The sequence below is a fragment of the Sinosporangium siamense genome (assembly GCF_016863435.1).
Lineage (GTDB): Bacteria > Actinomycetota > Actinomycetes > Streptosporangiales > Streptosporangiaceae > Sinosporangium > Sinosporangium siamense.
This window is the reverse complement of record NZ_BOOW01000002.1, coordinates 24,683-48,491: the sequence shown is the minus strand read 5'-3', so window position 1 is coordinate 48,491 and position 23,809 is coordinate 24,683. Positions and strand designations below refer to the sequence as shown.

General features: G+C 68.2%; 20 protein-coding genes. 9 read left to right on the top strand and 11 right to left on the bottom strand.

Features of this window, described 5'->3' with window-relative positions; all coding sequences use genetic code 11:
• The first annotated feature begins 53 nt into the window (after positions 1–53).
• The 4 genes from Ssi02_RS00535 to Ssi02_RS00520 all read left to right on the top strand — a co-directional run bounded on the left by Ssi02_RS00535 (position 54) and on the right by Ssi02_RS00520 (position 4,865).
• A complete protein-coding gene (locus Ssi02_RS00535; protein ID WP_204019794.1) occupies positions 54–1,391 on the top strand; it encodes an extracellular solute-binding protein in 1,338 nt (445 codons plus the stop codon).
• A gap of 2 nt (positions 1,392–1,393) precedes the next feature.
• A complete protein-coding gene (locus Ssi02_RS00530; RefSeq protein WP_204019791.1) occupies positions 1,394–2,410 on the top strand; it encodes a carbohydrate ABC transporter permease in 1,017 nt (338 codons plus the stop codon).
• Positions 2,407–3,258, top strand: coding sequence for a carbohydrate ABC transporter permease (locus Ssi02_RS00525; RefSeq protein WP_204019788.1), 852 nt, complete (start codon positions 2,407–2,409; stop codon positions 3,256–3,258). The genes Ssi02_RS00530 and Ssi02_RS00525 overlap by 4 nt, the downstream gene beginning before the upstream one ends.
• 152 nt (positions 3,259–3,410) lie before the next feature.
• Positions 3,411–4,865 (top strand): glycoside hydrolase family 3 protein, encoded by a 1,455-nt coding sequence (locus Ssi02_RS00520; RefSeq protein WP_204019785.1) that lies wholly within the window; start codon positions 3,411–3,413, stop codon positions 4,863–4,865.
• A gap of 279 nt (positions 4,866–5,144) precedes the next feature.
• Here the strand turns inward: Ssi02_RS00520 and Ssi02_RS00515 are convergent, their stop codons facing one another.
• Positions 5,145–6,497, bottom strand: coding sequence for a condensation domain-containing protein (locus Ssi02_RS00515; protein ID WP_204019782.1), 1,353 nt, complete (start codon positions 6,495–6,497; stop codon positions 5,145–5,147).
• 251 nt (positions 6,498–6,748) lie between these two features.
• The gene (locus Ssi02_RS00510; RefSeq protein ID WP_204019779.1) at positions 6,749–7,927 is read right to left on the bottom strand and encodes an ROK family transcriptional regulator; all 1,179 of its coding nucleotides are present in this window, start codon (positions 7,925–7,927) and stop codon (positions 6,749–6,751) included.
• Between the two features lie 386 nt (positions 7,928–8,313).
• Here Ssi02_RS00510 and Ssi02_RS00505 point away from each other — a divergent pair, with 386 nt between their 5' ends.
• On the top strand, positions 8,314–8,763 hold the full coding sequence (locus Ssi02_RS00505) for an RrF2 family transcriptional regulator (RefSeq protein WP_204019776.1): 450 nt from the start codon (positions 8,314–8,316) through the stop codon (positions 8,761–8,763).
• Between the two features lie 390 nt (positions 8,764–9,153).
• Here the strand turns inward: Ssi02_RS00505 and Ssi02_RS00500 are convergent, their stop codons facing one another.
• The 6 genes from Ssi02_RS00500 to Ssi02_RS00475 form a co-directional block, all read right to left on the bottom strand.
• Positions 9,154–9,507 carry a helix-turn-helix domain-containing protein gene (locus Ssi02_RS00500; RefSeq protein ID WP_204019773.1) on the bottom strand — a complete coding sequence of 118 codons (354 nt, stop codon included), beginning with the start codon at positions 9,505–9,507 and terminating at the stop codon, positions 9,154–9,156.
• Between the two features lie 283 nt (positions 9,508–9,790).
• Positions 9,791–10,303, bottom strand: coding sequence for a CinA family protein (locus Ssi02_RS00495; protein ID WP_204019770.1), 513 nt, complete (start codon positions 10,301–10,303; stop codon positions 9,791–9,793).
• Positions 10,296–10,883, bottom strand: coding sequence for a CDP-diacylglycerol--glycerol-3-phosphate 3-phosphatidyltransferase (gene pgsA, locus Ssi02_RS00490; protein ID WP_204019768.1), 588 nt, complete (start codon positions 10,881–10,883; stop codon positions 10,296–10,298). The genes Ssi02_RS00495 and pgsA overlap by 8 nt, the downstream gene beginning before the upstream one ends.
• A 23-nt stretch (positions 10,884–10,906) precedes the next feature.
• A complete protein-coding gene (rimO, locus tag Ssi02_RS00485) occupies positions 10,907–12,316 on the bottom strand; it encodes a 30S ribosomal protein S12 methylthiotransferase RimO (protein ID WP_204019765.1) in 1,410 nt (469 codons plus the stop codon).
• A gap of 69 nt (positions 12,317–12,385) precedes the next feature.
• Entirely contained in the window at positions 12,386–13,240 is an 855-nt protein-coding gene (locus Ssi02_RS00480) for a helix-turn-helix domain-containing protein (RefSeq protein WP_204019763.1), read from the bottom strand.
• Positions 13,241–13,563: 323 nt separating this feature from the next.
• Positions 13,564–16,098, bottom strand: a complete 2,535-nt coding sequence (locus Ssi02_RS00475) for an FtsK/SpoIIIE family DNA translocase (RefSeq protein ID WP_204019759.1) — start codon at positions 16,096–16,098, stop codon at positions 13,564–13,566.
• 564 nt (positions 16,099–16,662) lie between these two features.
• Between Ssi02_RS00475 and Ssi02_RS00470 the strand changes: the two genes are divergently transcribed.
• The 4 genes from Ssi02_RS00470 (at position 16,663) to Ssi02_RS00455 (ending at position 20,158) form a co-directional block, all read left to right on the top strand.
• Entirely contained in the window at positions 16,663–16,986 is a 324-nt protein-coding gene (locus Ssi02_RS00470; RefSeq protein ID WP_204019757.1) for a putative quinol monooxygenase, read from the top strand.
• Between the two features lie 617 nt (positions 16,987–17,603).
• Positions 17,604–18,521: a sugar kinase gene (locus Ssi02_RS00465; RefSeq protein ID WP_204019754.1), complete on the top strand. Its 918-nt coding sequence runs from the start codon at positions 17,604–17,606 to the stop codon at positions 18,519–18,521.
• A gap of 81 nt (positions 18,522–18,602) precedes the next feature.
• The gene (locus Ssi02_RS00460) at positions 18,603–19,235 is read left to right on the top strand and encodes a pyridoxamine 5'-phosphate oxidase family protein (protein ID WP_275410556.1); all 633 of its coding nucleotides are present in this window, start codon (positions 18,603–18,605) and stop codon (positions 19,233–19,235) included.
• Positions 19,236–19,693: 458 nt separating this feature from the next.
• Entirely contained in the window at positions 19,694–20,158 is a 465-nt protein-coding gene (locus Ssi02_RS00455) for an NlpC/P60 family protein (protein WP_204019751.1), read from the top strand.
• A 66-nt stretch (positions 20,159–20,224) separates the two neighbouring features.
• Here Ssi02_RS00455 and Ssi02_RS00450 read toward each other — a convergent pair whose 3' ends face one another.
• From Ssi02_RS00450 to Ssi02_RS00440, 3 genes are all read right to left on the bottom strand, one after another.
• On the bottom strand, positions 20,225–20,986 hold the full coding sequence (locus Ssi02_RS00450) for an ABC transporter permease (RefSeq protein WP_239128475.1): 762 nt from the start codon (positions 20,984–20,986) through the stop codon (positions 20,225–20,227).
• A gap of 32 nt (positions 20,987–21,018) precedes the next feature.
• Positions 21,019–21,987 (bottom strand): ATP-binding cassette domain-containing protein, encoded by a 969-nt coding sequence (locus Ssi02_RS00445; protein ID WP_204019748.1) that lies wholly within the window; start codon positions 21,985–21,987, stop codon positions 21,019–21,021.
• Between the two features lie 364 nt (positions 21,988–22,351).
• A complete protein-coding gene (locus tag Ssi02_RS00440; protein ID WP_204019745.1) occupies positions 22,352–23,794 on the bottom strand; it encodes an aldehyde dehydrogenase (NADP(+)) in 1,443 nt (480 codons plus the stop codon).
• Positions 23,795–23,809: the final 15 nt, after the last annotated feature.

The following is a 23,809-nucleotide window of genomic DNA, read 5'->3' as shown; positions in this document are numbered from 1 at the left end:
ACACCCCGTTGAGCGCAACCCCGACGCGTTAGCCGGGAAGGGAGAACCCAAAAGTGAGGATTGCGAAGATCGCGGCCACTACGGCCACGACCGCCGCCTTGGCCCTGGGCCTCGCCGCCTGTGGCAGCAGTGAACCCACCGCGCAGGAGTCGCCGAACACCGGTGCCTCCCAGTCTGCAGGTGGCCCCAATTTCGCTGGTCAGACCCTGACCGTCTGGCGTCTTGGCGACCCCAATGACGTTGTGCAGAAATATCAGACTGAGCTGGACGCCAAGTTCAAAGAAGTGACCGGCGCCAGCGTCAAGGTCGAGTGGATCCCGTGGCCCGCAGTGAACGACAAGTTCACCGCCGCGGCGGCAGGTGGCGCCGGACCGGACGTCACCGAGATCGGCAACGACCAGGTCCCGATCTGGCAGAGCCAGGACGCCCTGAAGCCGATCACCGACGTCTTCAAGGCCAGCCCCGACCTCAGCCAGATCCCGGAGAACCTCCGTGGCCTGGAGACCATCGACGGCGAGATCTATGCCGTTCCGTGGGGCGGCGGCACCCGCGCGGTCCTCTACCGCAAGGACTGGTTCGACGAGCTCAAGATCGCAGTGCCCAAGACCTGGGACGAGCTGATCGCGGCCGCCAAGAAGATCCAGGACAAGAAGGGCAAGGACGTCGACGGCTTCGCCTTCAACGGCGGCACCGACGCCAACCACCTGCTCGGCTCGCTGGCGTGGTCCCTCGGCGGCGACTACGCGGTCTCCGAGGGCGGCAAGTGGGTCGGCAAGGTGACCGAGCCCGCCTTCAAGGAAGGCTTCCAGTTCTACACGGACCTCGTCGCCAAGCACGGCGTGTCCAGCAAGTCCCGCCTCGGGCAGAACACCACCGACATCCGCGTCCGCTTCTCCAACAGCAAGGTCGGCATGTACCTCACCGCCGCGTGGGACATCGCCACCATCAAGGAGGAGAGCAAGGGCAAGGTGAAGGAGGACAACCTCGCCTTCTTCTCCCTCCCGAAGAAGGACGGCAGCGGTCCGGCTCCGAGCTTCCTCGGCGGCAACGACATCGCGATGTGGAACGACACCAAGAACGAGGCGCTGGCCGCTGAGTACTTGAAGCTCGCCGGCGGCAAGGAGTGGGGCACGAAGTACGCCTTGGAGGGCGGCTTCCTCCCGGTCTACGCCGACGAACTGGCCAAGCTTGAGAGCGACCCCAAGCAGGAGGTCTTCGCCAAGAGCTTCGCTCAGGCGAAGGCGTTCCCCGCCGACTCCAACTGGACCGAGGCCAACGAGACCAAGGCCGTGCTCCAGAATGCCGGGCGCGCGGTGATCGAGGGCAAGAAGGACGTCGACACCGCCCTCGCCGACGCCAACAAGGAAATCGAAGAGATCCTTAACCAGTAGTCATGACCCAATCACCGACAATCGCGCGGGGCGGAGGCGGCAAGCCCTCCGCCCCTGCGCGGCACCGCACCCCTCACGGGCGTCAGAAGGGCAGCGGCATGCCGCCGTGGCTCATTCCGTACGCCCTACTGCTGCCCGGTATCCTGGTGATCGCGGGCCTGTTGTTGTGGCCGCTGGTCCAGGTCGTCTTCATGTCCTTCCAAAAGCTGGGGCTGCCGCAGGTTCGCGGCACGCGCCCCGCCGAGTGGGTGGGCTTCGACAACTACCAGAGGATCTTCGAAAACGATCTTTTCTGGACCTCGCTCCGCAACACCGTGGTGTTCGCGGCCGTCACCGTGACCCTCACGCTCGTGCTCGGCACGGCTGTGGGTCTGCTCCTGCAGAAGCTGGGCAAGGTGATGTCCAAGGTCCTGATCGTCGGTCTGATGGCGGCTTGGGCTGTTCCCCCGGTCTCCGCCGCGATCATCTGGCGCTGGCTCTTCGACGCCGACGCGGGCATCATCAACTGGGCGTTGAATCTGGTGCCCGACGGCCTGTCGAACGCGCTGTTCGGCCGGGCCGACTGGACCGGGCAACCATGGCTCAACGATCCCGTCAGCATCTACATGATCCTGATCCTCTGCGTGTTGTGGGCGTCCTTCCCCTTCATCGCGGTCTCGGTGCTGGCCGGCCTCAAGAGCATCCCCAGTGAGCTTTACGAGGCGGCGCGGGTCGACGGCTCGACCCCGTGGCACACCTTCAGGAAGGTCACCTTCCCCCTGCTCAAGCCGGTCTTCGCGGTCTTGACGATCTTGTCGATCATCTGGGACTTCAAGGTGCTGGCCCAGCTTCTCATCCTGGCCGGACCGACGAACCGGGAGGCTTACAACCTCTCCCTGTTCGCGTGGAGCGAGGCGTTCAATCCCCCGCCCAAGATGGGCACGGGTGCGGCGATCGCGGTCGTGCTGACGTTGATCCTGCTCGTCATCACGTTCATCCACGTCCGCCAGATGGTCAGGACGGAGGGCGACATCAAATGAAACCCACCACACGCAAGCGCCTTGGCTCGATCGCGCTGAACGGCACAGCCATCGTCGTCTTCCTGTTCGCGGTCTTCCCCGTGTACTGGATGGTCGCGACGGCCTTCAAGCCGAACGACGAGATCTTCACCACCGACTTCATCCTGTTCCCCAGGCAGCCCACCCTCGAGCACGTCACGCAGGTCTTCACCGACGGTGTGGCGGGCAACTCGATCTGGGTGTACATGGGCAACAGCGTGTTCGTGGCGCTCGGCACCGTGCTGATCGGCTCGGTGGTCGCCCTGCTCGCGGCCACGGCGGTGTCGCGGTTCCGGTTCAAGGGGCGCACGCCGCTGATGATCGTGCTGCTCATCATGCAGATGGTGCCGGCCGAGGCCCTGCTGATCTCGCTGTTCCTCATGATCAGGGGTGCCGGTCTCTATGGCCAGCTTCTCGGTCTGGTCGTGGTCAACGTCGCGCTCACCCTGCCCTTCGGCATCTGGATGCTGCGCACCTTCGTGGCCGCCGTGCCCAAGGAACTGGAGGAGGCCGCGTGGATCGACGGCGCGAGCAGGTTCCGCACCTTCTGGAAGGTGCTGTTCCCCCTGGTCGCCCCCGGGCTGGTCGCCACCAGCATCTTCTCCTTCATCACCGCGTGGAACGAGCTGATCTTCGCGTTGACGTTGATGCCCGAGTCCTCGGGCTACACGATGCCCGTGGCACTGCGCTTCTTCTTCGGCCAGAGGGGAACCGACTGGGGCGCCATCATGGCCTCTTCGACCCTGATGACGATCCCGGTCGTCCTGTTCTTCCTGATGGTCCAGCGCCGCATGGTGTCCGGCCTCGTCGCCGGCGCCGTCAAGGGCTGACCCACCCAGCCGCAGTACGGCTCCCGCCCACGAGGCGTGGGCCGTACAGACCCTGCCCACCAGCGGGGGTACGGCTCGCGCCGCCGACCACGACGGACGGCGGGCCGTGCCGGTGAAATCCCTGACAACCCAACTACCCCAGGCGAGGAGCCATGGCTGAGTTTCACCCGAGTCCCGGCGATCGCAGCCTGCATCGTCTCGTGGCCGGCACCCTGCTCGTGGCCTTCCAAGGAACCACCGCACCCGACTGGGTCCTGCGGGACCTTGAGAACGGCCTCGGTGGCGTCACCCTCTTCGGCTTCAACGTGGAGGACTCCGGTCAGCTTGCCGCGCTCACCGGACGTCTGCGGGAGTCCGGCGAACTCGTCGTCTCCCTCGACGAGGAGGGCGGCGACGTCACCCGGCTCGCCTATCACATCGGCAGTCCCTACCCGGGCAACGCCGCGCTCGGAGCGGTCGACGACGTCGAACTGACCCGCAGGGTCTACCGTTCGATCGGCGACGACCTGGTGCGCTGCGGAGTCAACCTCGACATGGCGCCGAGCGCCGACGTCAACAGTGCCGACGACAACCCGGTGATCGGCACCCGGGCCTTCGGCAACGAGCCCGACCTAGTCGCAAGGCACACCGTCGCAGCCGTCCACGGCCTGCAGGAGGTGGGCGTCGCGGCCTGCGTCAAGCACTTCCCCGGCCACGGTGCGACCCAGCAGGACTCCCATCTGGAGATCCCTGTCGTCGACGTGGACCTCGCCACGCTGCACGCCCGCGAGCTCGCGCCGTTCCGCGCCGCGATCGAGGCCGGCACCAAGTCGATCATGACCGCCCACGTCCGGGTGCCCGTCGTCACGGGCGAGGCGCCGGCGACCCTCTCCCACTCCGCGCTGACCGAGCTCCTCAGGGGTGAGCTCGGCTACGACGGTGTGATCATCACCGACGCCCTCGACATGCACGCCATCACCAAGAGCGTGGGTCTCGGCGGCGGCGCGGCACTGTCCCTCGCGGCGGGTTCCGACCTGCTGTGCCTGGGCCCGCTGCCGACCGAGCAGGAGGTGCGGGAGGTCATCGCGGCCGTCGTCGACGCCGTGAACGAGGGCAGGCTGCCGCTGTCGCGGCTGGAGGAGGCCGCCGAGCACACCGCGAAGCTGCGCGCGTGGTTCGGCGAGTCGCAGCGCGAGGCCGCGGAGGAGACCATCATCGGTCTCGACGCCGCCCGCCGGGCGGTCAGCCTCACCGGCGCGACCCGGCCGCTGGTGGAGCCGCTCGTGGTCGAGCTCGACACACCTCCCACGATCGCGGTCGGCGACGTGCCGTGGGGCTTCTCCCCGTGGCTCCCGCAGGCGGAGATCATCCGGGTCAAGCCGGCCGAGGTGGACCGCAGGGTCCTGCTTGAGCGTGCCGTGGGCCGGTCGCTGATCATCGTGGTGAAGGACGCGCACCGGTACCCCGAGAGCCGGGAACTGGTGACCGGGCTGCTCGCGGCCAGGTCCGACGCGACGGTCGTGGAGATGGGCCTGCCGATCTGGCGGCCCGAGGCCGCGGCCTACATCGCGACCTACGGCGCAGCCAGGGCCAACGCCCAAGCCGCCGCCGAGCTACTCAACGTTTAGGCGACATCGGCGACCCCGATGAACAGGCACTGAGGAAGGCCCCCGGCGCGCGACGGGGGCCTTCCTCATGTCATCCGCCACTGTCCTCCGCCACTGTCCTCCGCCACTGTCCTCCGCGCCGCTTCCGGCGGAGCCGGCGGCCACGCCACCGGGCAGCAAGGGTGTATTGCCCGCGGGCGCGGGCCAGGGCACTCACCACAGGGTGCGGCCGCATGGGACACCATCGTGTAGAGCGGCCCCCGACGGCCCGGCAGGCGCCGCCCTAGCAGCGCACGGGAGTCACCAGAAATCCCACTGCGGGAGCATGGTGAGCCGGGACACGCGGGCCTCGGGGTCGGCGATCACCGACCAGAGCAGGCGTTCCAGATGTGACGCCATCCGTTTGACCGCCACCCGCGACACCACCTCCGCGTCGTAGGTGAACATGATCCGCAGATGCCCCTGCAACCTCATCACCTCAAGCGTGAGGTCGAAGGTCGCCGGCGCGAGCCCGGAGATCACCGGGCTGGTCTCCAGGCCGCCGAAGCTGAGACCCGGCGCCGGAGGGCCGTTGAAGAGGAACATCGTGGAGATCAGCGGCTTTCCACCGCGTTCCTCCTGCAAGACGGCGTCCACCAGCTCGTAGGGCACCTCCGCGTGCGCGAACCCGCCGAGCGCGACCCGCCGCACCCTGCGGAGGAACTCCAGGAAAGGCGGATCGCCGGACAGGTCGGCACGCAGCGCCAGCGTGTTCACGAACATGCCGATCAGCGGCTCGAACTCCTCCTCGGCACGCCCCGCGACCGAGGTGCCGACACAGAAGTCCTGCTGACCGGTGTAACGCGAGAGCAGTACGGCATAAGCCGCCATGTAGAGCATGAACGGCGTGCAGCGTATACGCCTGGCGAGCAGGGCCACACACTCGTGGAGTTCTCCGGGCGAGCAGTGGATCACCAGGCCGCTCGTGCTGCGCGGTACGGCACGGGACGGCGGATCGGCCGACATATCGAGTGACGGCACCCCCGCGAGGGTTTTGGCCCAGTAGGCGAGCTGCTCGCCCGGGATACGCTCGGCACGGCGCAGCCGTACGTAGTCCCCGTATTGCCGGGTGAGCGGAGGCAGCGGGGAGGGCAGGCCGGCGGCGAAGGCCGCATAGAGCGCGGCGAGCTCGCCCAGCAGCACCCGGGAGAGCGACCAGGCGTCCCCCACGATGTGGTGCATCACCAGGCAGAGCACATGTTCGCGCTCGGCGAGGCGGAGCAGGGTGGCCCGGAACAGTGGCCCCGAGGTGAGATCGAACACGCGGTTCGCGCGCTCCTCGACCACCTCCCGCACCCTGGTGCCGGGCTCCTGGCCGAGGTCGAGCACCTCCAGCGCCGCCGTCCCCCTCGCGCGCACCCGCTGGACGGGGCGCCCGGCCGATGTGGTGAACACCGTACGGAGGATCTCGTGCCTGGCCACGATCTCGTCCAGGGCGCGGCGCAGCGCGGGGATGTCGAGGGGGCCGCTGAGCTGCTCGGCGACGACCATGTTGTAGGCGGCACGGGCGTGGAGAGCTCCGGCCGGGGTCACTTGGTGGTGTAGCCAGATCCGTTCCTGGCCGTGCGAAAGTGGCAACTCACGCACAAACGAATCTACGAACGAGTTCGACATGACGTGGTCTTTTCTCGTCGAAGACGATAGGCGCACCACGTCGTGCGCCCGCCTGCCCGGCACATAGTAAGGAAAGTTTCCTGTCAATTGGCGCCGATAGTACACAGGCTGGCCGGGCAGGCACAAGATGGGTGGGGCTCCAACTCGGCGAACGCCACAGTGATCTTGGCGACACCACCGAGCTTGTCCGGGGGGTGACTTGGGGGGACATCGGCCTCCCAAACCGCCCGCCGGCTCACTCGGCGCCTCCGTCAGGAGGCGAAGACCTCCTCGCGGGCGTGGTTGAGCGCGGCCAGCACCGCGCCCCGCAACACCGGATTGCCCTCCACCGCGCTGGTCACTACTTGAGGACGAATCGGGCAGATCCTGGCCACGGCCTCCTCGACACGTGTGGCCAGGGCGCTGCCCCCGGCTCTGCTCACCTCTCCGCCGAGCACCACGAGGCCGGGGTCCAGCACGACGCACACCGAGGCGACACCGAGCGCCAGCCGCGCGGCCACCTCGTCGAGGAGCGGCTCACCCTCCGGCCCGGCGTCCACCGCCGCGGCCACACACTCGGCCTTGCTCGAACCGGTGAAACCGTATGTCTCCGCCAGCTCTGTCACCGCCTCGACGCTGACCAGCGACTGCAGGCCACCCGCGAGCGAGGGCAGGCGGCCGGGCAGCGACCTGATGTCCTCCGCGAGCGGCACGCCGGGCACGGGCAGGTAGCCGATCTCGCCCGCGCTGCCCGAACGGCCCCGATGCAGGCGCCCGCCGAGCATGACGGCGAGACCGAGTCCGCGCCCCACCCACACCAGCACGAAGTCGTCGGCGTCCTGCGCGACGCCGGCGGCGCGCTCGGCGACGGCGGCGAGATTGACGTCGTTTTCGATGCGGACCTCGCGGCGCAGGTCGCGCGCGAGGGCCTCGTGAATGCCCTCGTGCCATCCGGGCAGGTCGAAGGAGAACCGCACGTCACCCGAGCGGGGGTCGACTACACCGGGGGTGCCGATCACGACGCCGCGCAGCCGCGACAGCGCCACCTTGGCCGAACGGCAGGCCTTGACCACGGCACTGTGCACGACCGCCACCGGGTCCTCGTGGTTGCCCGGCGAGACCGTCAGCTCCGCCACGACCTCGCCGTTGATGTCGGCGATCGCGGTCGTCACCAGCTCAGGACCGACGTCTAGCCCCGCGACATAAGCGGAAGACGAAACGATGGCATAGAGTGCCGCGTTGGGGCCGCGCCCACCACCCTGCTCACCGACCACCTCGACCAGGCCGCGCTCCTCCAGACGCGCCAGCGTCTGGGATGCGGTGACCTTGGACAGGCCCGTCATCTCGCCGATCTGCCCACGCGTGAGCGGCCCCGAGGCGAGCAGCAGGTCCAGAGCGGACCTGTCGTTGATCTCCCTCAGCAGCCTGGGCACGCCAGGACGTCGCTCCATCTCCATGCTGTTCCCGCTGCTTCCCGCCGCCATTTATCCGAGTTCAGATTAACGGGCTATTCATTAATAAAGCTTATTGATAGTTTAGCGCTAGGTGAAAGCGCCTGGTTAAAGCGGCTCCGCGGGGAGCCACGGGGGCGCTCCCCGCGTCCATCTCCCCTGGAGGCAACAGCAGACACCCCGCCGAGCATAGGGTGTGGCGTGCGCGACCGCGATCCTTTCCCCGGCCCGACTTCGAGCTGGAACGCGCCGGCCGCGCTCGCGGCCTCCGGAGCGCCGCCACACGCCCCCGAGGGCGTGATCGTTAATGGGCTCTGCCGTACCCTCTCGACCGTTCTGGTAACCCTGCGCACCACCAGTGCCCACCAGGCGAGATAATCGACAACATGCGCCTTTCTGCTCGTGTCGACTACGCCCTCCGTGCCGCCGCCGAGCTCGCCGCTGCGGGTGAAGGCCCGACTACAGTGGGTGAGCTCGCTAAAGAGCAGGACATGCCTCCCAAGTATCTTGAGAACATCTTGCTGCAGATGAGGCGGGCCGGCCTCGTGCGTGGCCAGCGCGGGCCGGAGGGCGGCTATGTGCTCGCCCGCCCCGCCGATGAGATCTCCCTCGCCGACGTGATCCGGGCCGTCGACGGGCCGCTGGCCAATGTGCGCGGGGAGCGCCCCGAGGATGTGGGCTACCGCGGCCCCGCCGAGTCGCTGCAGACCGTGTGGATCGCACTCCGTGCGAGTGAGCGGGCCATTCTGGAGGAGGTCACTCTGGCGTCGGTCGCCACCGGGGCTCTGCCCGCGCGCGTGCGTCGGCTCGCAGAGGATCCCGCGGCCTGGGACTAGAAGCCGGAGCCTGTTCGCCTCACTGAGGGGTGGGGGCCGGGGTTTGATCGCCCAGGGCCGGCAAGAAGAGGCGTTCGCGGGCGCGTGACCGGTCTGCCGGTCGGTCACGCCTCCGCCGGACGCGCTCGGTCCTGGACGCCTGTTTCAGGGACTCATGGGCGCTGTTTCACAGGGCGCCGCATCCAGGGCGCTGTTAAAAGGGCGCTGTTTCAAGGGCGTGTTTCAGGGGCGCTGTCCAAGGACGCGCCGATGTCGTGGCCCGGCGGACTCGGCCCTGGGCCACCCGCCGCACAACCGTCGGCGCCAACCGCGCAGTGCACAACCCGAGGTCGGTGCACAACCCGAGGGAACGGCCATGCCGACGGCCGATCGGTCGGGCTCGACGCCGCCTTAAGCGGCGACCATGTCCTTGACCTCGGGGAAGTCGGACATCGTGTCGGGGACCGTCTCGGGGATCGGCAGCCGCTCACGCTCAGGCATGTCGGCGGCGAGCACCGGCGCGGCCTGGAGCTCGGCCAGAGCGAACTGGTCGGACACCTCACGCAACACTTGCGACAGCGGAACCCCGAGAGCACCACAGATCGACGAGAGCAGCTCTGAGGAGGCCTCCTTCTGCCCACGCTCGACCTCGGACAGGTATCCGAGGGAAACACGAGCCAGTGTCGACACCTCGCGCAGGGTCCGCCCCTGACGCACTCGCAGCCGCCGCAGCACGTCGCCGAGTAGCTGACGAAGCAGAACCATCTGTCGCTCCCTCCCCGGAGCCGGTGCCTTCACCACACCCCGCGCGATCGATCCGTGCCGCCCGATCTTCGAACGCCCTTCCCGCATGCCTTTCGCCGTCATCGTCTTCGGTCGCCGCGACCCTCGCGACGTCTGAGGCTCGCTCGGCCCTTCCGCCGGGCTCACACCGTTGTCGATCTCTGCCGATGGCTTCCAGACCTGACTCACAGCTCCACCGTACCCGTATCGAGCGACTCCCCGGCAGACCGTGCAGAGCTTGTTCGCTGGGGACGTAACACGGTAATCACCCGAATTGTTCCCCAACGTTCGCCTCTAGCACACCTATCAGTAGATCAATCGCCGCCTCCACTGTGGCGGCCCTGACCCGATCCCGGGAGCCCCGGAACAAGAAATCCCCGTGGGTCACCCCCGAAGCACCGTACACCGCGGCGTGAACGGTGCCCACAGGCCGCCCATCCTGAGGCTCCGGGCCCGCCACACCCGTCACCGCCAGACCGTAAGAGGCCCCGCAGAGGTCGCGCACACCGGCGGCCATGGCCTCGGCCACCGCCGGATGCACCGCGCCCTCGGCCGCGAGCAGATCGCCCGGCACACCGAGCAGCCGCTCCTTGAGAGCCGTGGCATAGGACACGACACCGCCCACGAACACCGCCGAGGCGCCCGGCACGGTGGTCACCCGGGCCCCGATCAGCCCGCCCGTGAGCGACTCGGCCACGGCCAGCGTCGCCCGCCGCCCGGCGAGCAACTCCACCAGGCGGGCCGCCCGGGGATCGACACCGGACGCGGGGTCACTCACCCCGGACCCTCCTGGCCAGGCCGCGCAACCGGATCGCCCGGATCACATAGTCGACGCCTGTGATCACCGTCACCAGCACCGCGGCCCCCATGGCCGACCAGCGCAGCAGCTCGGGCGACCACGGCAGGATGTAGAGCGCGATGGCGAAGAGCTGCAGCACGGTCTTGACCTTGCCGCCGTAGCTCGCCGGGATCACGCCGTGCCTGAGCACGGCGAAGCGCAGCAGCGTCACACCGAGCTCACGGCCCATGATGACGATCGTGACCCACCACGGCAGCTCGCCGAGCACCGACAGGCTCACCAGCGCGGCGCCCGTCAGCGCCTTGTCGGCGATCGGATCGGCGATCTTGCCGAAGTCGGTGACCAGGCCGTAGCGCCGGGCCAGCTCACCGTCGAGGTGATCGGTGATGGACGCCAGCGCGAACAGCACCAGCGCCGCCAGACGCCACCCCAAGCCAGGTAGGAAAAGGCAGATGGTGAAGAACGGGACAAGCACGAGGCGGATGACCGTGAGGACGTTGGCGATGTTCCACGGGCTGACCCCGTGGCCCCCGCCCGCGGTGGAATGTGTCTCGGTCATCTTGTCGGCCCGCCCGTCCGGCCTCACGGACCGGCCTTGATGCGGGCGATGAGGTCGGCGCCCTCCGAATCGACGACGACTGCCCTGACCATCTGCCCCGGCACCAGCCCGATGCCCTGCACGGTGACCGAACCGTCCACCTCGGGCCCCTGATGCGCGGCCCGGCCCTCATAGCCGCCGTCACCGAGGTCCTCCTCGATGAGGACGTCCACCTCGGTGCCGATGCGCTCCTCCGCTCGCTGCGCGGTCAGCTCCTCGGCCAGCTCCGACAGGGCCGCGACCCGCTCGTCGACGGCGTCCTGGTCGAGCTTGCCGGGCAGCGCCGCCGCCTCGGTGCCCTCCTCGTCGGAATAACCGAAGACGCCGATCACGTCGAGCCTCGCCTCCAGCAGGAAGTCGGTCAGCTCGGCGAACTCCTCCTCGGTCTCGCCGGGGAAGCCCACGATGAAGTTGGACCGCACCCCCGCCTCGGGGGCCTTGGCCCGCACCTGGTCGAGCAGGTCGAGGAAACGCCTCGGGTCGCCGAAGCGCCGCATCCGGCGCAGCAGCGTGCCACTCGCGTGCTGGAAGGACAGGTCGAAGTATGGTGCGATGCCCTCGGTGGCCGCGATCACATCGAGGAGGCCGGGGCGTAGCTCGGCAGGCTGGAGATAACTCACGCGAACCCGCTCGATGCCCTCCGTCGCCGCCAGAGCGGGCAGGAGCGCCTCAAGCGCGCGAAGGTCACCGAGGTCCTTGCCGTAGGACGTGGAGTTCTCACTGACGAGCACAAGCTCCTTGACGCCCTGCTCGGCCAGCCAGCGGGCCTCGCCCAGCAGCTCCTGCGGCCCGCGCGACACATAAGCCCCGCGGAACGCCGGAATGGCGCAGAAAGTGCAGCGGCGGTCGCAGCCTGAGGCCAGCTTGAGGGAGGCCACCGGGCCACTCCCCAGGCGCTTGCGCAGCGGCCTCGGGCCACTCGCCGGCGCCACCCCCTCGGGCAGCTCCCCGTGGCCCGGGATCGCGGCCTTCGGTGCGACGGCGCGCTCGACGGGCGAAATCGGCAGCAACGTGCGGCGATCGCGCGGACTGTGCGGGACAAGCGATTTGCCGGCCAGCACGTCGTCGAGGCGCGCCCCGATCTCGGTGTAGTCGTCGAACGAGAGCACGGCGTCGGCTTCAGGCAAAGCCTTGGCCAGCTCCTCGCCGTAACGCTCCGCCATACAGCCGGTGGCCACGACCCTGGCCCCGGAATCGGCCGCGGCCAGAAGCGTGTCGATCGAGTCCTTCTTCGCCGAGTCGATGAAACCGCAGGTGTTGACGACGATGACATCGGGATCGTCGTCACCCACCTGCCAGCCGGCAGCCTCAAGTCGCGCGGCGAGCTCCTCGGAGTCGACCTCGTTGCGCGCGCAGCCCAGTGTGATCAGCGATGCGTTTCGGCGGGATGACATGGTGGACACTACGGTATCGGGAGTTGGCCACTGGCGTCGCACCTCCCCCGCTTCGGTGCGAGCCCGTGATCAGCTAGGACTGGCGCCCGGCGCGTCGAAACTGCGCTGCACCGTCTGCCCCATGGCCCCCGAGACTCCGAGGTCCTTCCCGTTCACCTGCAAGGAAACCGCTCCGGCGTTGCCGATGATCAGTCGCACGCCTTTGCGGATCTTCCATGATGTGGACTGCCCCGCCGACAGAGTGCCGGTGAAAACCGGTTGGCCCTCGGCGTCGCGCACACTCAGATACGAGGGTTTGCTGGCCTGCACCGTGAGATCGACCATCTGTGCTTTCTTGCGCTCGGCCTTCCGGGCGGCCTTGGCCTTACGTGCCGCCTCCGCCTCACCCGCCAGAGCCGCCGCGCCACCGCCCTGCTGGGCGCCCTGCCCCGACGCGGCGGACGTCGGCACCGGCACAACCTGGTCACCGGCTTTCCGCATCTCCTCCGAGCCGCCCATGATGCGCACGACGCCGAACACCACGACGATCGCGAGCGCCACCACCATCGCCATGGTCCAATTGGGCGAACGCCGCTCACGCAGCTTGATCGGCCGATCGGCCTGGAAGACCGACGCCGCCCGCACCGGGGGCGGCGAACCACCCCGCAGCTCGTCATAGCGCTGCACCATCATCTCGGGATCAAGCCCGACCTCCCGTGCGATGGCCCTGATGTGGCCTCGCGTGTAGAAGTCGCCGCCGCAGAGCGAATAGTCGTCCCGCTCGATCGCGTGGATCAGCGCCTCACGCACTCGCGTGCGCGCGCTCACCTGCCCCACGGTCAGACCGGCGGCCCGCCGAGCCTCGGCGAGCGCCGCCCCCGGCGTCGGCCGCTCGGCCGCCCCGTTGTCTCCGCCGGTGTTTCCCGGCTCATTTGTCTCGTTCATGAGGGCACCCGATGCCCGATTAGCCCCGTCATGACAACGCCTCCCCACCCCGACGTTGCGTAGTCAATCATATTCAAGCAGTCATCAGCGGGAGGTGGTGAGGCGGGTCACCCTCCGGGTGGATAGGGCCCCGGCCGGGCGGGGCTCATGCCGTAGTGCAGCGCATATTCGCAGGTCAGCGGGCACACGAGCAGAAGGGGGGTACGGCGGAGCCCCGCATGTCGGCGGCGGCCCGGCCGTGCTCTCACGAGGGGTGCCGGCGCATGGTGAGTCATGCGCCCGGCACGGTCTCGGCTTCTGGGGCAGGCCGGCCCTCCCCGAGGTCAGCCGCCGCGGAGGTCGGTCAGCAGGCCGTCCAGTTCGTCGGGCTTGACCAGCACCTCGCGGGCCTTGGAGCCCTCGCTCGGCCCGACCACCTCGCGGCTTTCCAGCAGATCCATGAGCCGCCCGGCCTTCGCGAACCCCACCCGCAGTTTGCGCTGCAACATCGACGTGGAGCCGAACTGCGTCGTCACCACCAGCTCGGCCGCCTGGATCAGCAAGTCGAGATCGTCGCCGATGTCGTCGTCGATCTCCTTCTTGGCGCCCGGCTGCACCGTGACGTCCTCGCGGTATTCAACCTGCATCTGCGCCTTGCAATGGCCGACGACCTCGGCGATCTCGGCCTCGGAGACGAAGGCGTTCTGCAGGCGGATCGGCTTGCTCGCCCCCATCGGCAGGAAGAGCGCGTCACCCTGCCCGACGAGCTTCTCGGCGCCCGGCTGGTCGAGGATGACGCGGGAGTCGGCCAGGCTGGAGGTCGCGAACGCCAGGCGGGACGGCACGTTGGCCTTGATGAGGCCGGTCACGACGTCGACCGAGGGGCGCTGGGTGGCGATCACAAGGTGGATGCCGGCGGCGCGGGCGAGCTGGGTGATGCGCACGATCGAGTCCTCGACGTCGCGGGGGGCGACCATCATGAGGTCGGCCAGCTCGTCGACGATCACCAGCAGGTAGGGGTAGGGCTGGTAGACGCGCTCGCTGCCGGGCGGCGGCTGGAGCTTGCCGGCGCGGACGGCCTTGTTGAAGTCGTCGACGTGCCGGAAGCCGCTCGCGGCCAGGTCGTCGTAGCGGCGGTCCATCTCGCCGACCACCCATTCGAGGGCTTCGGCGGCCTTCTTGGGGTTGGTGATGATGGGGGTGATCAGGTGAGGGATGCCCTCGTAGGCCGACAGCTCCACACGTTTGGGGTCGACGAGCACCATGCGCACCTCGTCCGGGGTGGAGCGCATGAGCACCGAGCTGATCAGGCCGTTGATACAGGTGGACTTGCCCGCGCCGGTGGCGCCCGCGATGAGGATGTGGGGCATCTTGGCGAGGTTCGCGATGATCGTGCGGCCCTCGACGTCTTTGCCGAGCCCGACGATCATGGGGTGGTGGTCGGCCTGGGCCACCTGGGAGCGCAGCACGTCGCCGAGGGAGACGAGGTCCTTGTCGGTGTTGGGGATCTCCACCCCGATCGCCGACTTGCCGGGGATCGGGGACAGGATGCGGACATCCGCCGATTTAACGGCATAGGCGATGTTCTTGGTGAGCGCGGTCACCTTCTCCACCTTGACCGCCGGGCCCAGCTCGATCTCGTAGCGCGTCACCGTCGGCCCCCGGGTGAAGCCGATCACCTGCGCGTCGATAGTGAACTGCTCAAGCACACTCGTCAGGGCGTTGACCACCACGGTGTTCGCCTTGGTCTGCGGCTTCGGCGCGCTGCCGGAGCGCAGCATCTGCAGGTCCGGCAACGAGTAGGGCCCCGCCTGCGGAGACAGCACAAGCTGCTCGACCTTGCGAGGAGCCGGTGTCGGCGCCGGAGGCTCCGGCTTGCGCTCCCCCGCCTCCTTCTTCTCCTCCTCATCCGCGAGACCCGGCACGATCTCCGGCGAGTGGTCGTTCCGCCTGGCCTCGCCGTCCGCCAGCAGCGGCGTGTCGTATGGCTTGACGCGCTCCTCGCCGGGCTCCTCGTCCTTGGCCGCCTTCGCGGGACGCCGCTGCCGCGGCTTGCGCTCACCCGGCTGCCGGCGCTGCTCCCTGCTCTCCCTGTTGAAGAGCATGTGCCGGATGTCGGCCAGCCGCTCCGGCACCCGATGCACCGGCGTCGCCGTGATCACAAGCACGCCGAACCCCGCCAACATCATCAGCAGCGGGATCGTGATGAAGGCCGGCAAAATGCTCGACGGCGGGGCCGACACGATGAATCCCACCATGCCCCCCGCCGCCGACACCTTGTCCATGCCGTCGAGCTTCGGATCACCCGACGGATAGGGCGTGCCGTGTGCCACATGCACGATGCCCAGCACACCCGCCAGCAGCGCCAGCCACCCGATGGTCAACCGCCCGGTGTCGGCGTTCTGATCGGGATGGCGGAGGAAGCGCCACGCCAGCAGGGCCAGCATCAGCGGGATCGCCCAGGCCGACGACCCGAACACCCCCCGCACCACCGCGTCCACCACCGACGCCACATCGCCCGTAGTCGTGCGCCACGTCATCGTCGCCAGCACGATCGCCCCGGCCAGCACGCCGAGCCCCAGCCCGTCGCGCCGCAACGCCGGGTCGAGCTCCCGCGCGTTCTGCCCCAGGGCCCGGGCCGCACCGCCGATGCCGTGCGCGAGCAGCAACCAGACCCCCACGACGAGCTTGCCGATCATTGTGAAGACCCAGGAGATCGGATCCTGGTGGGTCATTCCCTGACGTTTAGGGGGAGGAGCGGAACGCCTGGTACGCGGGGCACGCGCCGCGGACCCCGCCCGCTTCCCCGCGGCCGCGCGCGGCGCGGTGGTGCGCTTCGCCGGCCCCTTCGATGCGCCTTTGGACGTACGGGTGGCCATGATGCCAAAGGTACGGCGGAGGCCAACGAGGTTTCACGCCGCCACGCCGGGAAGTGACGAGATCCACTGAAGCGATCTTGTGGAGATCACTTCGTCGTCGCGGATGAATTCTCTCCGCGCCCATTCAGTGAACACAGTCCGATAGGCATGGGGCCGCACCGGCGCGGGAGGCGATTCGTGTTCTGATATCTCGCCTGGATGCAGCGGAGAAATTCCGCCCGCTGGATATTCGTCCTCACGGTTCCCGGCCGCCGGCTCGCGATTTGCCGGCAAATGGAATCGCTTTATCGTCCTGGTCGCGCAGGCGTCGCCGTACTCCCTAGAGGGCTCCCTGGAGATGCGGCGGCAGGCGCCGGCGACGGTTCTCAGCGGGACTCCGCCCCTGCGGCCCGTGAGCGAGGGTCTCCAGGATCGCGGCCGTCGGACAGCAGAAGACGTTCCGGATCGCACGGTCGCGACGTGTTGAGGAGACCGGCGCCTGGGCCACGGCCTATCTTGATCAAGGACTGGCCCGGCGTCCCGCGGGAACACATGTCTACGGAACAGTTGGAAAGAGAGCGTCTCATGATCTTTATCGCCGTCAAGTTCACGATCCGGCCTGAGCGGAGTGAGGAGTGGCTCTCACTGGTCGACGAGTTCACCCAGGCCACCAGGCGGGAGCAGGGCAACCTGTTCTTCGACTGGTCGACGAGTGTCGAGACGCCGCACCAGTTCGTCCTGCTTGAGGCGTTCCGGGATGCCGCCGCAGGGGCGGCTCATGTGGGTTCCGAGCATTTCAAGACGGCCATGGCGTGGATGCCCAAGGTGATCGCAAGGAAGCCCGAGATCATCAATGTCGAGGTGCCGGGGGAAGGCTGGTCGGAGATGGCGGAGCTCACGCCGGTCTGAGCATGCCGCGCTTCCGCGCATGTTTCGCCTCCCATCGCCAATGCGCGGGAGATTTTCGCGCCTTGACCGCCGAAATCCGGAGCATTCTTTAGCGTCCTTCACCGCCCCCTCGCCTCTCGAGGTTCGCACGACACATAGAGGGCGGGATCCAGGACCGCGCCTTTCTCTCCATGACTCCCCGCACCTCCCCGTGCTTCGCACTTTGACGGCACGAGTCCGGATACGGCGCCCCCCGGCATGCATCTTCCAATGGGACGGTGGATGGGTGGGAAAAGGCCCACTGCACGCTGAATGATGCAGGTCAAACACTCTCCGTGCGTATTGGTGGATCGACGCCGCGTAGAGGGTGGCCGGAAATCCTTACCCACCGTGCGCGCACGTGGGAGGCATCGGGTAATGTGCCCATCCGGTCAAAGATCGCTTTCATGGCCTGGGCATCCCGGGCTTGAGCCGTTCATCGAACCGAGCCCATTCCCCTCCCAGGCAAACCAGCGCAGCGTCGCGCATGTGGTGTGGGTCAGGAGGAAAGCGCTCGCCCCGGACGTAGAACCGGGATGTCGGGTGATCAATCGACCACCGAGAATGAACATTGCCCGCGAGTCGCAGGGAGCGGTGACATGGACGTCGTGGTGATCGGCGAGCCGCTGGTGGAGTTCTCCTCACGTCGTTCGTTATCGGAGGCGGATACCTTCACCCTTTCCTTCTCCGGCGACGCGCTGAACGCCGCCGTCGCCGCCGCGGCCCTCGGCGTGCAGGTAGCGCTGGTCACGCGGGTCGGAGCGGACGAGTTCGGCGAACGCCTCGTCGCGTTCGCCGCCGCCAAAGGGGTGGACACCCGGTGGATCAGCCGCGGACCTGGACCGACCGGGGCCTACGCCGTGGGTGCGGATCCCGTGGGCGCCCGGGCCTTCGCCTACATGCGCACCGGCAGTGCCGCCTCCCACCTCTCCCCCGAGGACGTCGACCGCTCCCCAGCGCCTCTCGCCTCGGTCGTCCTGCTCAGCGGCATCACCGCCGCGCTGTCCGATTCCTGTGCCGCCGCCGTACGCCATGCCGCCCATATCGCCTCCGGCCGGGTGGTGTACGACCCGAACTTCCGGTCACGGTTGACGACGCCTGAGAAGGCTCGTGCCGTACTCGCCGACGTCGCCCCGCATGCCAGGCTGCTGGTGCCTTCCTGCCCGGGTGACGCCGATGTCCTGCTGGGGACGTCCGACCCCTATGAGGTGGCGAGCACGTGCCGCGCGCTCGGCGCCCCGGCGGTCGCGGTCACCCAGGGACCGCGCGGGGTGCTGCTTTCGGAGGGCGACACGATCAGCACACTGCCCGCGATCGTGGCCACCGAGGTCGTCGACCAGACGGGGGCCGGCGACAGCTTCGCCGGCGCTCTCTCGGCCTGGCTGGCGCGCGGCGAATCGCTGGCTTCCGCAGTGCGCGCCGGCACGGCCGCCGCCGCCATCTCGCTGGCCGGACAGGGCGGCACCGGCCGTGTCGCCACAGCGGGCGAGGTCCGCGCCCTGCTCACCATGTCCTAACTTTTACTAATATGGTCGTTTCTTGGGGCGAGCGAATATCGTTGATCCGCAACCATCGTCAACGCTCGTGAGGCGGCCCATTTGACCGAGACGACGACGTACACCGAAATCACGTCCGACGCCGAACTGCGTGCTCTCCTCGGCGAGCCCATGCCCCGGGCCATCGCCAAGGAACGCCGCAGACTTCACGAACGCGACCGCGAATGGCTCGCGGTCTCCCCCTTCTGCCTCATCGCGACCTCAGACGCCGACGGCACATGCGACGTGTCCCCCAAGGGCGACCCTCCGGGCTTCACCCACATCGTCGACGACGCAACCATCGTCGTCCCCGAACGCCCCGGCAACCGCCGCGCCGACGGCTTCCACAACGTCCTGTCCAACCCGCACATCGGCCTGATCTACTTCGTCCCGGGCCGGGGAGAGACCCTCCGCATCAACGGCACCGCCAGAATTCTCCGCGACGCGCCTTTCTTCGATGAGATGACGGTCAAAGGACACCGCCCCCAACTGGCCCTGCTCGTCGAGATCGAACAGATCTTCTTTCACTGCGCCAAGGCGTTTCTCCGCTCCTCCCTCTGGAAGCCGGAGACGTGGACTCCCGACGCCCTCCCCTCCCATGCCGCCATCGTGAAGAGCGTGCTGAAGACCGAAGAGTCCCTGGAGGAGTTGGAACGTTACTACGGCCCCGCTTACGCGAAACGACTGTACGGCTGACACCCAGCGGCAAAGATTCACCACGGGCTATCCCCGACTTCTCGCTGATAGCCCCCGATTAGCGGATCGACGGCCTGCAGACAGGGGGAGTATCCGAGCTATTCATTGGCGATAGCCCGGATACATTCGTTTGCCGCGCCCAAACTTGACGGCACACACACGCGTCCCCGGCACAGACTGCATAACCCCGGCCGCGTTCTCCAGTGCCACCCCCAGCAAAACAGGTCGCGGGATCGAGACGGAAAGGTCGACCGACATACGCGAAATCTCTGCTCCACACATCGGAGCAGAGCCGACCACAGCGAAAATCTGTGGCGGGCCGTCCGGTTGATCCCCTAGCATCCAGTGCTCGTCATATCAGCGAGTGTCTCGCTCACCGTGCGGCGGCAGAAAGGGCGCATGCCCCCTGCGGGTCACGCGGCGTGCGAGCACTCACGATCACTGGGGAAGCACCGCCTGTGGCACCTGACTTCACCACTCTCACCGCCAACGCCGTCGACTGGGCGAAACAGCATCTGGGCTCCCCCGATTACGCCTTGGCGTGTCTGGGCTTCGTGGAGGACGCCTACGAGCAGTCGAACAGCGTGGAGATCTTCGGCGGCGACTACGCCACCGAGTCGGCGGAGATCTACAACGCCCGCGCCAACTCGGGCGTGCCCCCGATCGGGACCTTCGTCTTCTACGATTGCTCCGGCCCGCTGTCCGGCGAACACAAGAACTGGGGGCATGTGGGGCTTTCCCTGGGGGACGGCCAGGTGATCCACGCCTGGGACGAGGTGCGGATCGACCATTACCTGGACGTGGAGCGCCTGGAGCCCGACCAGGGGTGGGACAGCCCCGCCTACTCCGGATGGGTCCCGGTGCAGCGTGTCTTCGAGGGCCACCGCCCCCGCGAATGGTCCGCTGAAGACGACCAGGACTGATCCCGGACAGTCCCCGGTACGGCACCCGCACACCCTGCCCTACCGGCCTGCTGTTGTCCTAGGAGTTCAGATGCCGCGGCGCATGGACCGTGTCCCGATGGTCACGCCCACCGCGGCGATCAGGAGTGCGGCGGCCGAGCCGTACAGAACCGACGGGTTGGCATAGGTGCCGGCGAACAGCATGCGCTCGGCGTCGACGATGTAGGACACCGGGTTGATCCGCCCGAGCACCTGCAGCCAGGTCGGCCCGCTGTCCAGCGGCAAAAGCATGCCCGACAGCAGGATCAGCGGGAACATGACCGCCTGGGTCACCATGTAGAACAGCTCTCCCCCGGGTTGAGAGGCGATGGCGAGGGCGAAAGAAAAGGCCCCGAGGCCGACGCCCAGCACCACGAGCAGGATGAGTCCGGCGAGAACACCCGGCAGATAGAGCCGGAAACCCAGAGGCAGTGCCAGGCCGATGAGAAGCACGGCCTGGACCAGCAGGAGCGCGATCTCCTTGAGTGTGCGGCCGATCATCATGGCGGTGCGGCTCATCGGGGTCACCAGCATGCGCTCCATGGACCCGCCCACGAGCTCCATGAGCAGCATGTATCCGGCCATCATCGGCCCGGTGATGCACATCATGATGAGGATGCCCGGCACGAACCACTGCCAGGCCGACGCCTCTCCTTGAGCGGCGAACATCTCGTTGCCCGCCAGCAGCGGCCCGAAGAGGAAGAGGAAGAGAAGCGGCTGCCCCATGGTGAACAGCAGCCCGACCGGCTGGCGCAGCGCCGGGGTTATCTCACGGATGAACATGGTCCTGGTGTCGCGGATTACCTTCACGAAGGTCCCTTCAGCAAGGAGTGGGGGGCGGATCAGGCGCCCGGGGTGTCGCTTTCACGCAGGCTGCGGCCGGTGAGGGCGAGGAAGACGTCGTCGAGGGAGGGCCGGGTGCTTTCCGCGGCCAGTGCTTTGACGTCGGCGTTCTCCAGAGCGCGCAGGAGCTCGGCCATCGCGATGTCGGCCTGCGGCACCCGCACGCGCACGGTGAGCCCGTCGGCGCCGATCTCCGGGGCGGCCGAGGCGATGCGCGCGGCGACCTCCGCGGCCCGGGCGGACTCGGTGTGGTCACGCAAGGTGACCGTGACGTGGTCGCCCGCGAGGTCCTTCTTCAGCTGCTCACCGGTGCCGTCGGCGATGACGCGGCCGTGGTCGACGACGATGACCCGCTCGGCCATGTTGTCGGCCTCTTCCAGATAGTGGGTCGTGAGGAACAGCGTCATGTCGTGCTCTTCGCGCAGCCGCAGAATGTGCGCCCAGATGTCGGCGCGGCTGTGCGGGTCGAGGCCGGTGGAGGGCTCGTCCAGGAAAAGCAGGCGGGGCTGGTGGATAAGCCCGAGGGCGATGTCCAGGCGGCGGCGCTGACCGCCCGACAGGGTGTTGGATCCTCGTTTGGCGAGGTGGGTGAGGCTCAGCAGGTCGAGGATCTCGTCGGCGCGCCGCCGGGCCTCGGGCCGGGTGAGACCGTAGCAGCAGCCTTGGGTGACGAGTTCGTCGCGCACGCGGAAGTTCTCACCGGCGCTGTTCTTCTGGCCGATGTATCCGATGTGCCTGCGGACCTCCACGGGGTCTTTCACAATGTCGTATCCGGCGACGACGGCGGTGCCGGAGGTCGGGGGAAGCAGAGTGGTGAGCATGCGCAGGCTGGTGGATTTTCCGGCCCCGTTGGGGCCGAGAAAGGCGACGAGCTGGCCGGGGTCCACATCGAGGTCGATTCCGCGCACGGCTTCCACGGTTTCCCGCTTGACCTTGAAACTCTTTTTCAGTCCGCGGGCATGGATCATCGTCCCCTCCTCGGGGTGGGAGATCGGGTGGTGGTGCCCGGAGCGGTCGGCGTCCGGGGAAAGAGTTCGTCTATGGCGTCGAACGGGCAGGATGCGATAACGGCCACGCCGAAGAAGCCCCTAGCGGGGGTTCGGCGGGGAGGCGGTCAATCTTTACCCATCCCGGCCCCGCGAAGCAAACGCGAATGACACATTCACGTTTGCTCTGACCTGCGAAAACACCGTTTGACGGCGGTGCCGGGAAAGCGCCGGCGAGCGCGTTCGTGCCCTTGCCCATCTGGGGTTTCGCCGATGTGCTGAAAAAGTTTCGAAAACGCGGCGACCCCCCGTCCGGAGAAGGCGGGGGGTCGCGTAACGCCGATGTCTATGGACGTTTTCCGTCCACCCTCCTGGGGATTCCCAGCGGGTTGTCCTCTACGAGTTCGAGCGGAAGCAGCGCCGCGGGCCACTCCTGATAGGCCACGGGTGTGACCCACCGCCCGATGGCCGCCGCGCCCACGGAGGTGTGCGCGGGCGAGGTCGTGGACGGCCTGGGGCCGCCGTGGTGGACGGCCCAGCTCACGGCCACCCCTGTGGGCCAGCCGTTCCAGATCAGGCGGCCGGCGAGCCGCTGGAGCACCGCGACGACCGCTTCGGCCTCGGCCGGGTCGGCGGCGTGCACGGTCGCGGTGAGCGATCCGGCGAGCCGGGAGAGCACGGCGGGCAACTCGGCCGGATCCCGATAGGTGATGACGATCGACGACGGCCCGAAACACTCTTCACCGACGCCTGGCAACCCCTCCGCGAACTCCGCCAGACCGGTCGTGAACACCTTCGGCGCGACCGCGAGCTCCCCCTCGCCGCCGCTCCCCTCCGCTAGCACCGGGAGATGCCGGAGACGGCCGATGCCGTCGAGGTAGCCGTCCCGGATGCGCTCGGTCAACATGGGACCGCCGGACGACGCGGCCACCGCCGTACCGATCGCCTTGAGCAGCCCGGCGTCGTCAGGCACGAACAGCAGCCCCGGATTGGTGCAAAACTGCCCGACCCCCATCGTCAGCGACCCTGCGAACCCTCTGGCCAGCGCCTCCACATCACCCTTCAGCGCCGACGGCAGCACCACGACGGGGTTGGCGCTGCCCAGCTCGCCGTAGAACGGGATCGGCTCGGGCCGCTCGTCGATGAGAGCCTGTACGGCACGGCCACCCGCGATTGACCCGGTGAACCCCACAGCCACCACCGACGGATGCTTGACCAGCCACCCGCCCGCCTCAAAACCGTGTACAAGCCCAAGGAGCGCCGGATCGGGCAGGACCGCCCGCACGGTCTGCGCGACCAGTTCGGAGGTGCGCGGGTGCCCGGGGTGGACCTTGGCGACGACGGGGCAGCCCGCGGCGAGGGCCGAGGCGGTGTCGCCCCCCGCCGTCGAGAACGCGAAGGGGAAGTTGCCGGCCGCGAACACCGCGACCACCCCGGGCAGCGCCCGGTTGACCCGCCGCAGATCGGGCCGGGGCGGCACGGCGGACGGATCGGCGTGGTCGATCACGGCGTCCAGGTAGCCCCCGTCGAGGATGACCTCGGCGAAAAGCCGGAACTGCGACGCCGTGCGCACGATCTCGCCCCGCAGCCGCGCCTCCCCCAGCGAGGTCTCGGCATCGGCCGTCCGCCACAGCTCCTCGGTGCCGGCGACGAGGGCGTCGGCCACGGCGGAGAGCACGGCCGCACGATCGGCAGCCGGCATGCCGCGCCATGCCGTACCGGCCTTAAATGCGGCCTCGACCGCCGCGGCGACCTCGGACTCGGTGTGTGGTTCGGGTTCGTGGCTCAATCGTCTTTCCTTTCA

Excerpts from the sequence above, each read along its gene's own strand:
- Ssi02_RS00510 (WP_204019779.1), bottom strand. The coding sequence starts at position 7,927 with ATGGAGCGACGTCCTGGCGTGCCCAGGCTGCTGAGGGAGATCAACGAC.
- Ssi02_RS00470 (WP_204019757.1), top strand. The coding sequence starts at position 16,663 with ATGATCTTTATCGCCGTCAAGTTCACGATCCGGCCTGAGCGGAGTGAG.
- Ssi02_RS00445 (WP_204019748.1), bottom strand. The coding sequence starts at position 21,987 with ATGATCCATGCCCGCGGACTGAAAAAGAGTTTCAAGGTCAAGCGGGAA.
- Ssi02_RS00530 (WP_204019791.1), top strand. The coding sequence starts at position 1,394 with ATGACCCAATCACCGACAATCGCGCGGGGCGGAGGCGGCAAGCCCTCC.
- Ssi02_RS00525 (WP_204019788.1), top strand. The coding sequence starts at position 2,407 with ATGAAACCCACCACACGCAAGCGCCTTGGCTCGATCGCGCTGAACGGC.
- Ssi02_RS00520 (WP_204019785.1), top strand. The coding sequence starts at position 3,411 with ATGGCTGAGTTTCACCCGAGTCCCGGCGATCGCAGCCTGCATCGTCTC.
- Ssi02_RS00465 (WP_204019754.1), top strand. The coding sequence starts at position 17,604 with ATGGACGTCGTGGTGATCGGCGAGCCGCTGGTGGAGTTCTCCTCACGT.
- Ssi02_RS00505 (WP_204019776.1), top strand. The coding sequence starts at position 8,314 with ATGCGCCTTTCTGCTCGTGTCGACTACGCCCTCCGTGCCGCCGCCGAG.
- Ssi02_RS00480 (WP_204019763.1), bottom strand. The coding sequence starts at position 13,240 with ATGAACGAGACAAATGAGCCGGGAAACACCGGCGGAGACAACGGGGCG.
- Ssi02_RS00515 (WP_204019782.1), bottom strand. The coding sequence starts at position 6,497 with ATGTCGAACTCGTTCGTAGATTCGTTTGTGCGTGAGTTGCCACTTTCG.
- Ssi02_RS00500 (WP_204019773.1), bottom strand. The coding sequence starts at position 9,507 with ATGGTTCTGCTTCGTCAGCTACTCGGCGACGTGCTGCGGCGGCTGCGA.
- pgsA (WP_204019768.1), bottom strand. The coding sequence starts at position 10,883 with ATGACCGAGACACATTCCACCGCGGGCGGGGGCCACGGGGTCAGCCCG.
- Ssi02_RS00475 (WP_204019759.1), bottom strand. The coding sequence starts at position 16,098 with ATGGCCACCCGTACGTCCAAAGGCGCATCGAAGGGGCCGGCGAAGCGC.
- rimO (WP_204019765.1), bottom strand. The coding sequence starts at position 12,316 with ATGTCATCCCGCCGAAACGCATCGCTGATCACACTGGGCTGCGCGCGC.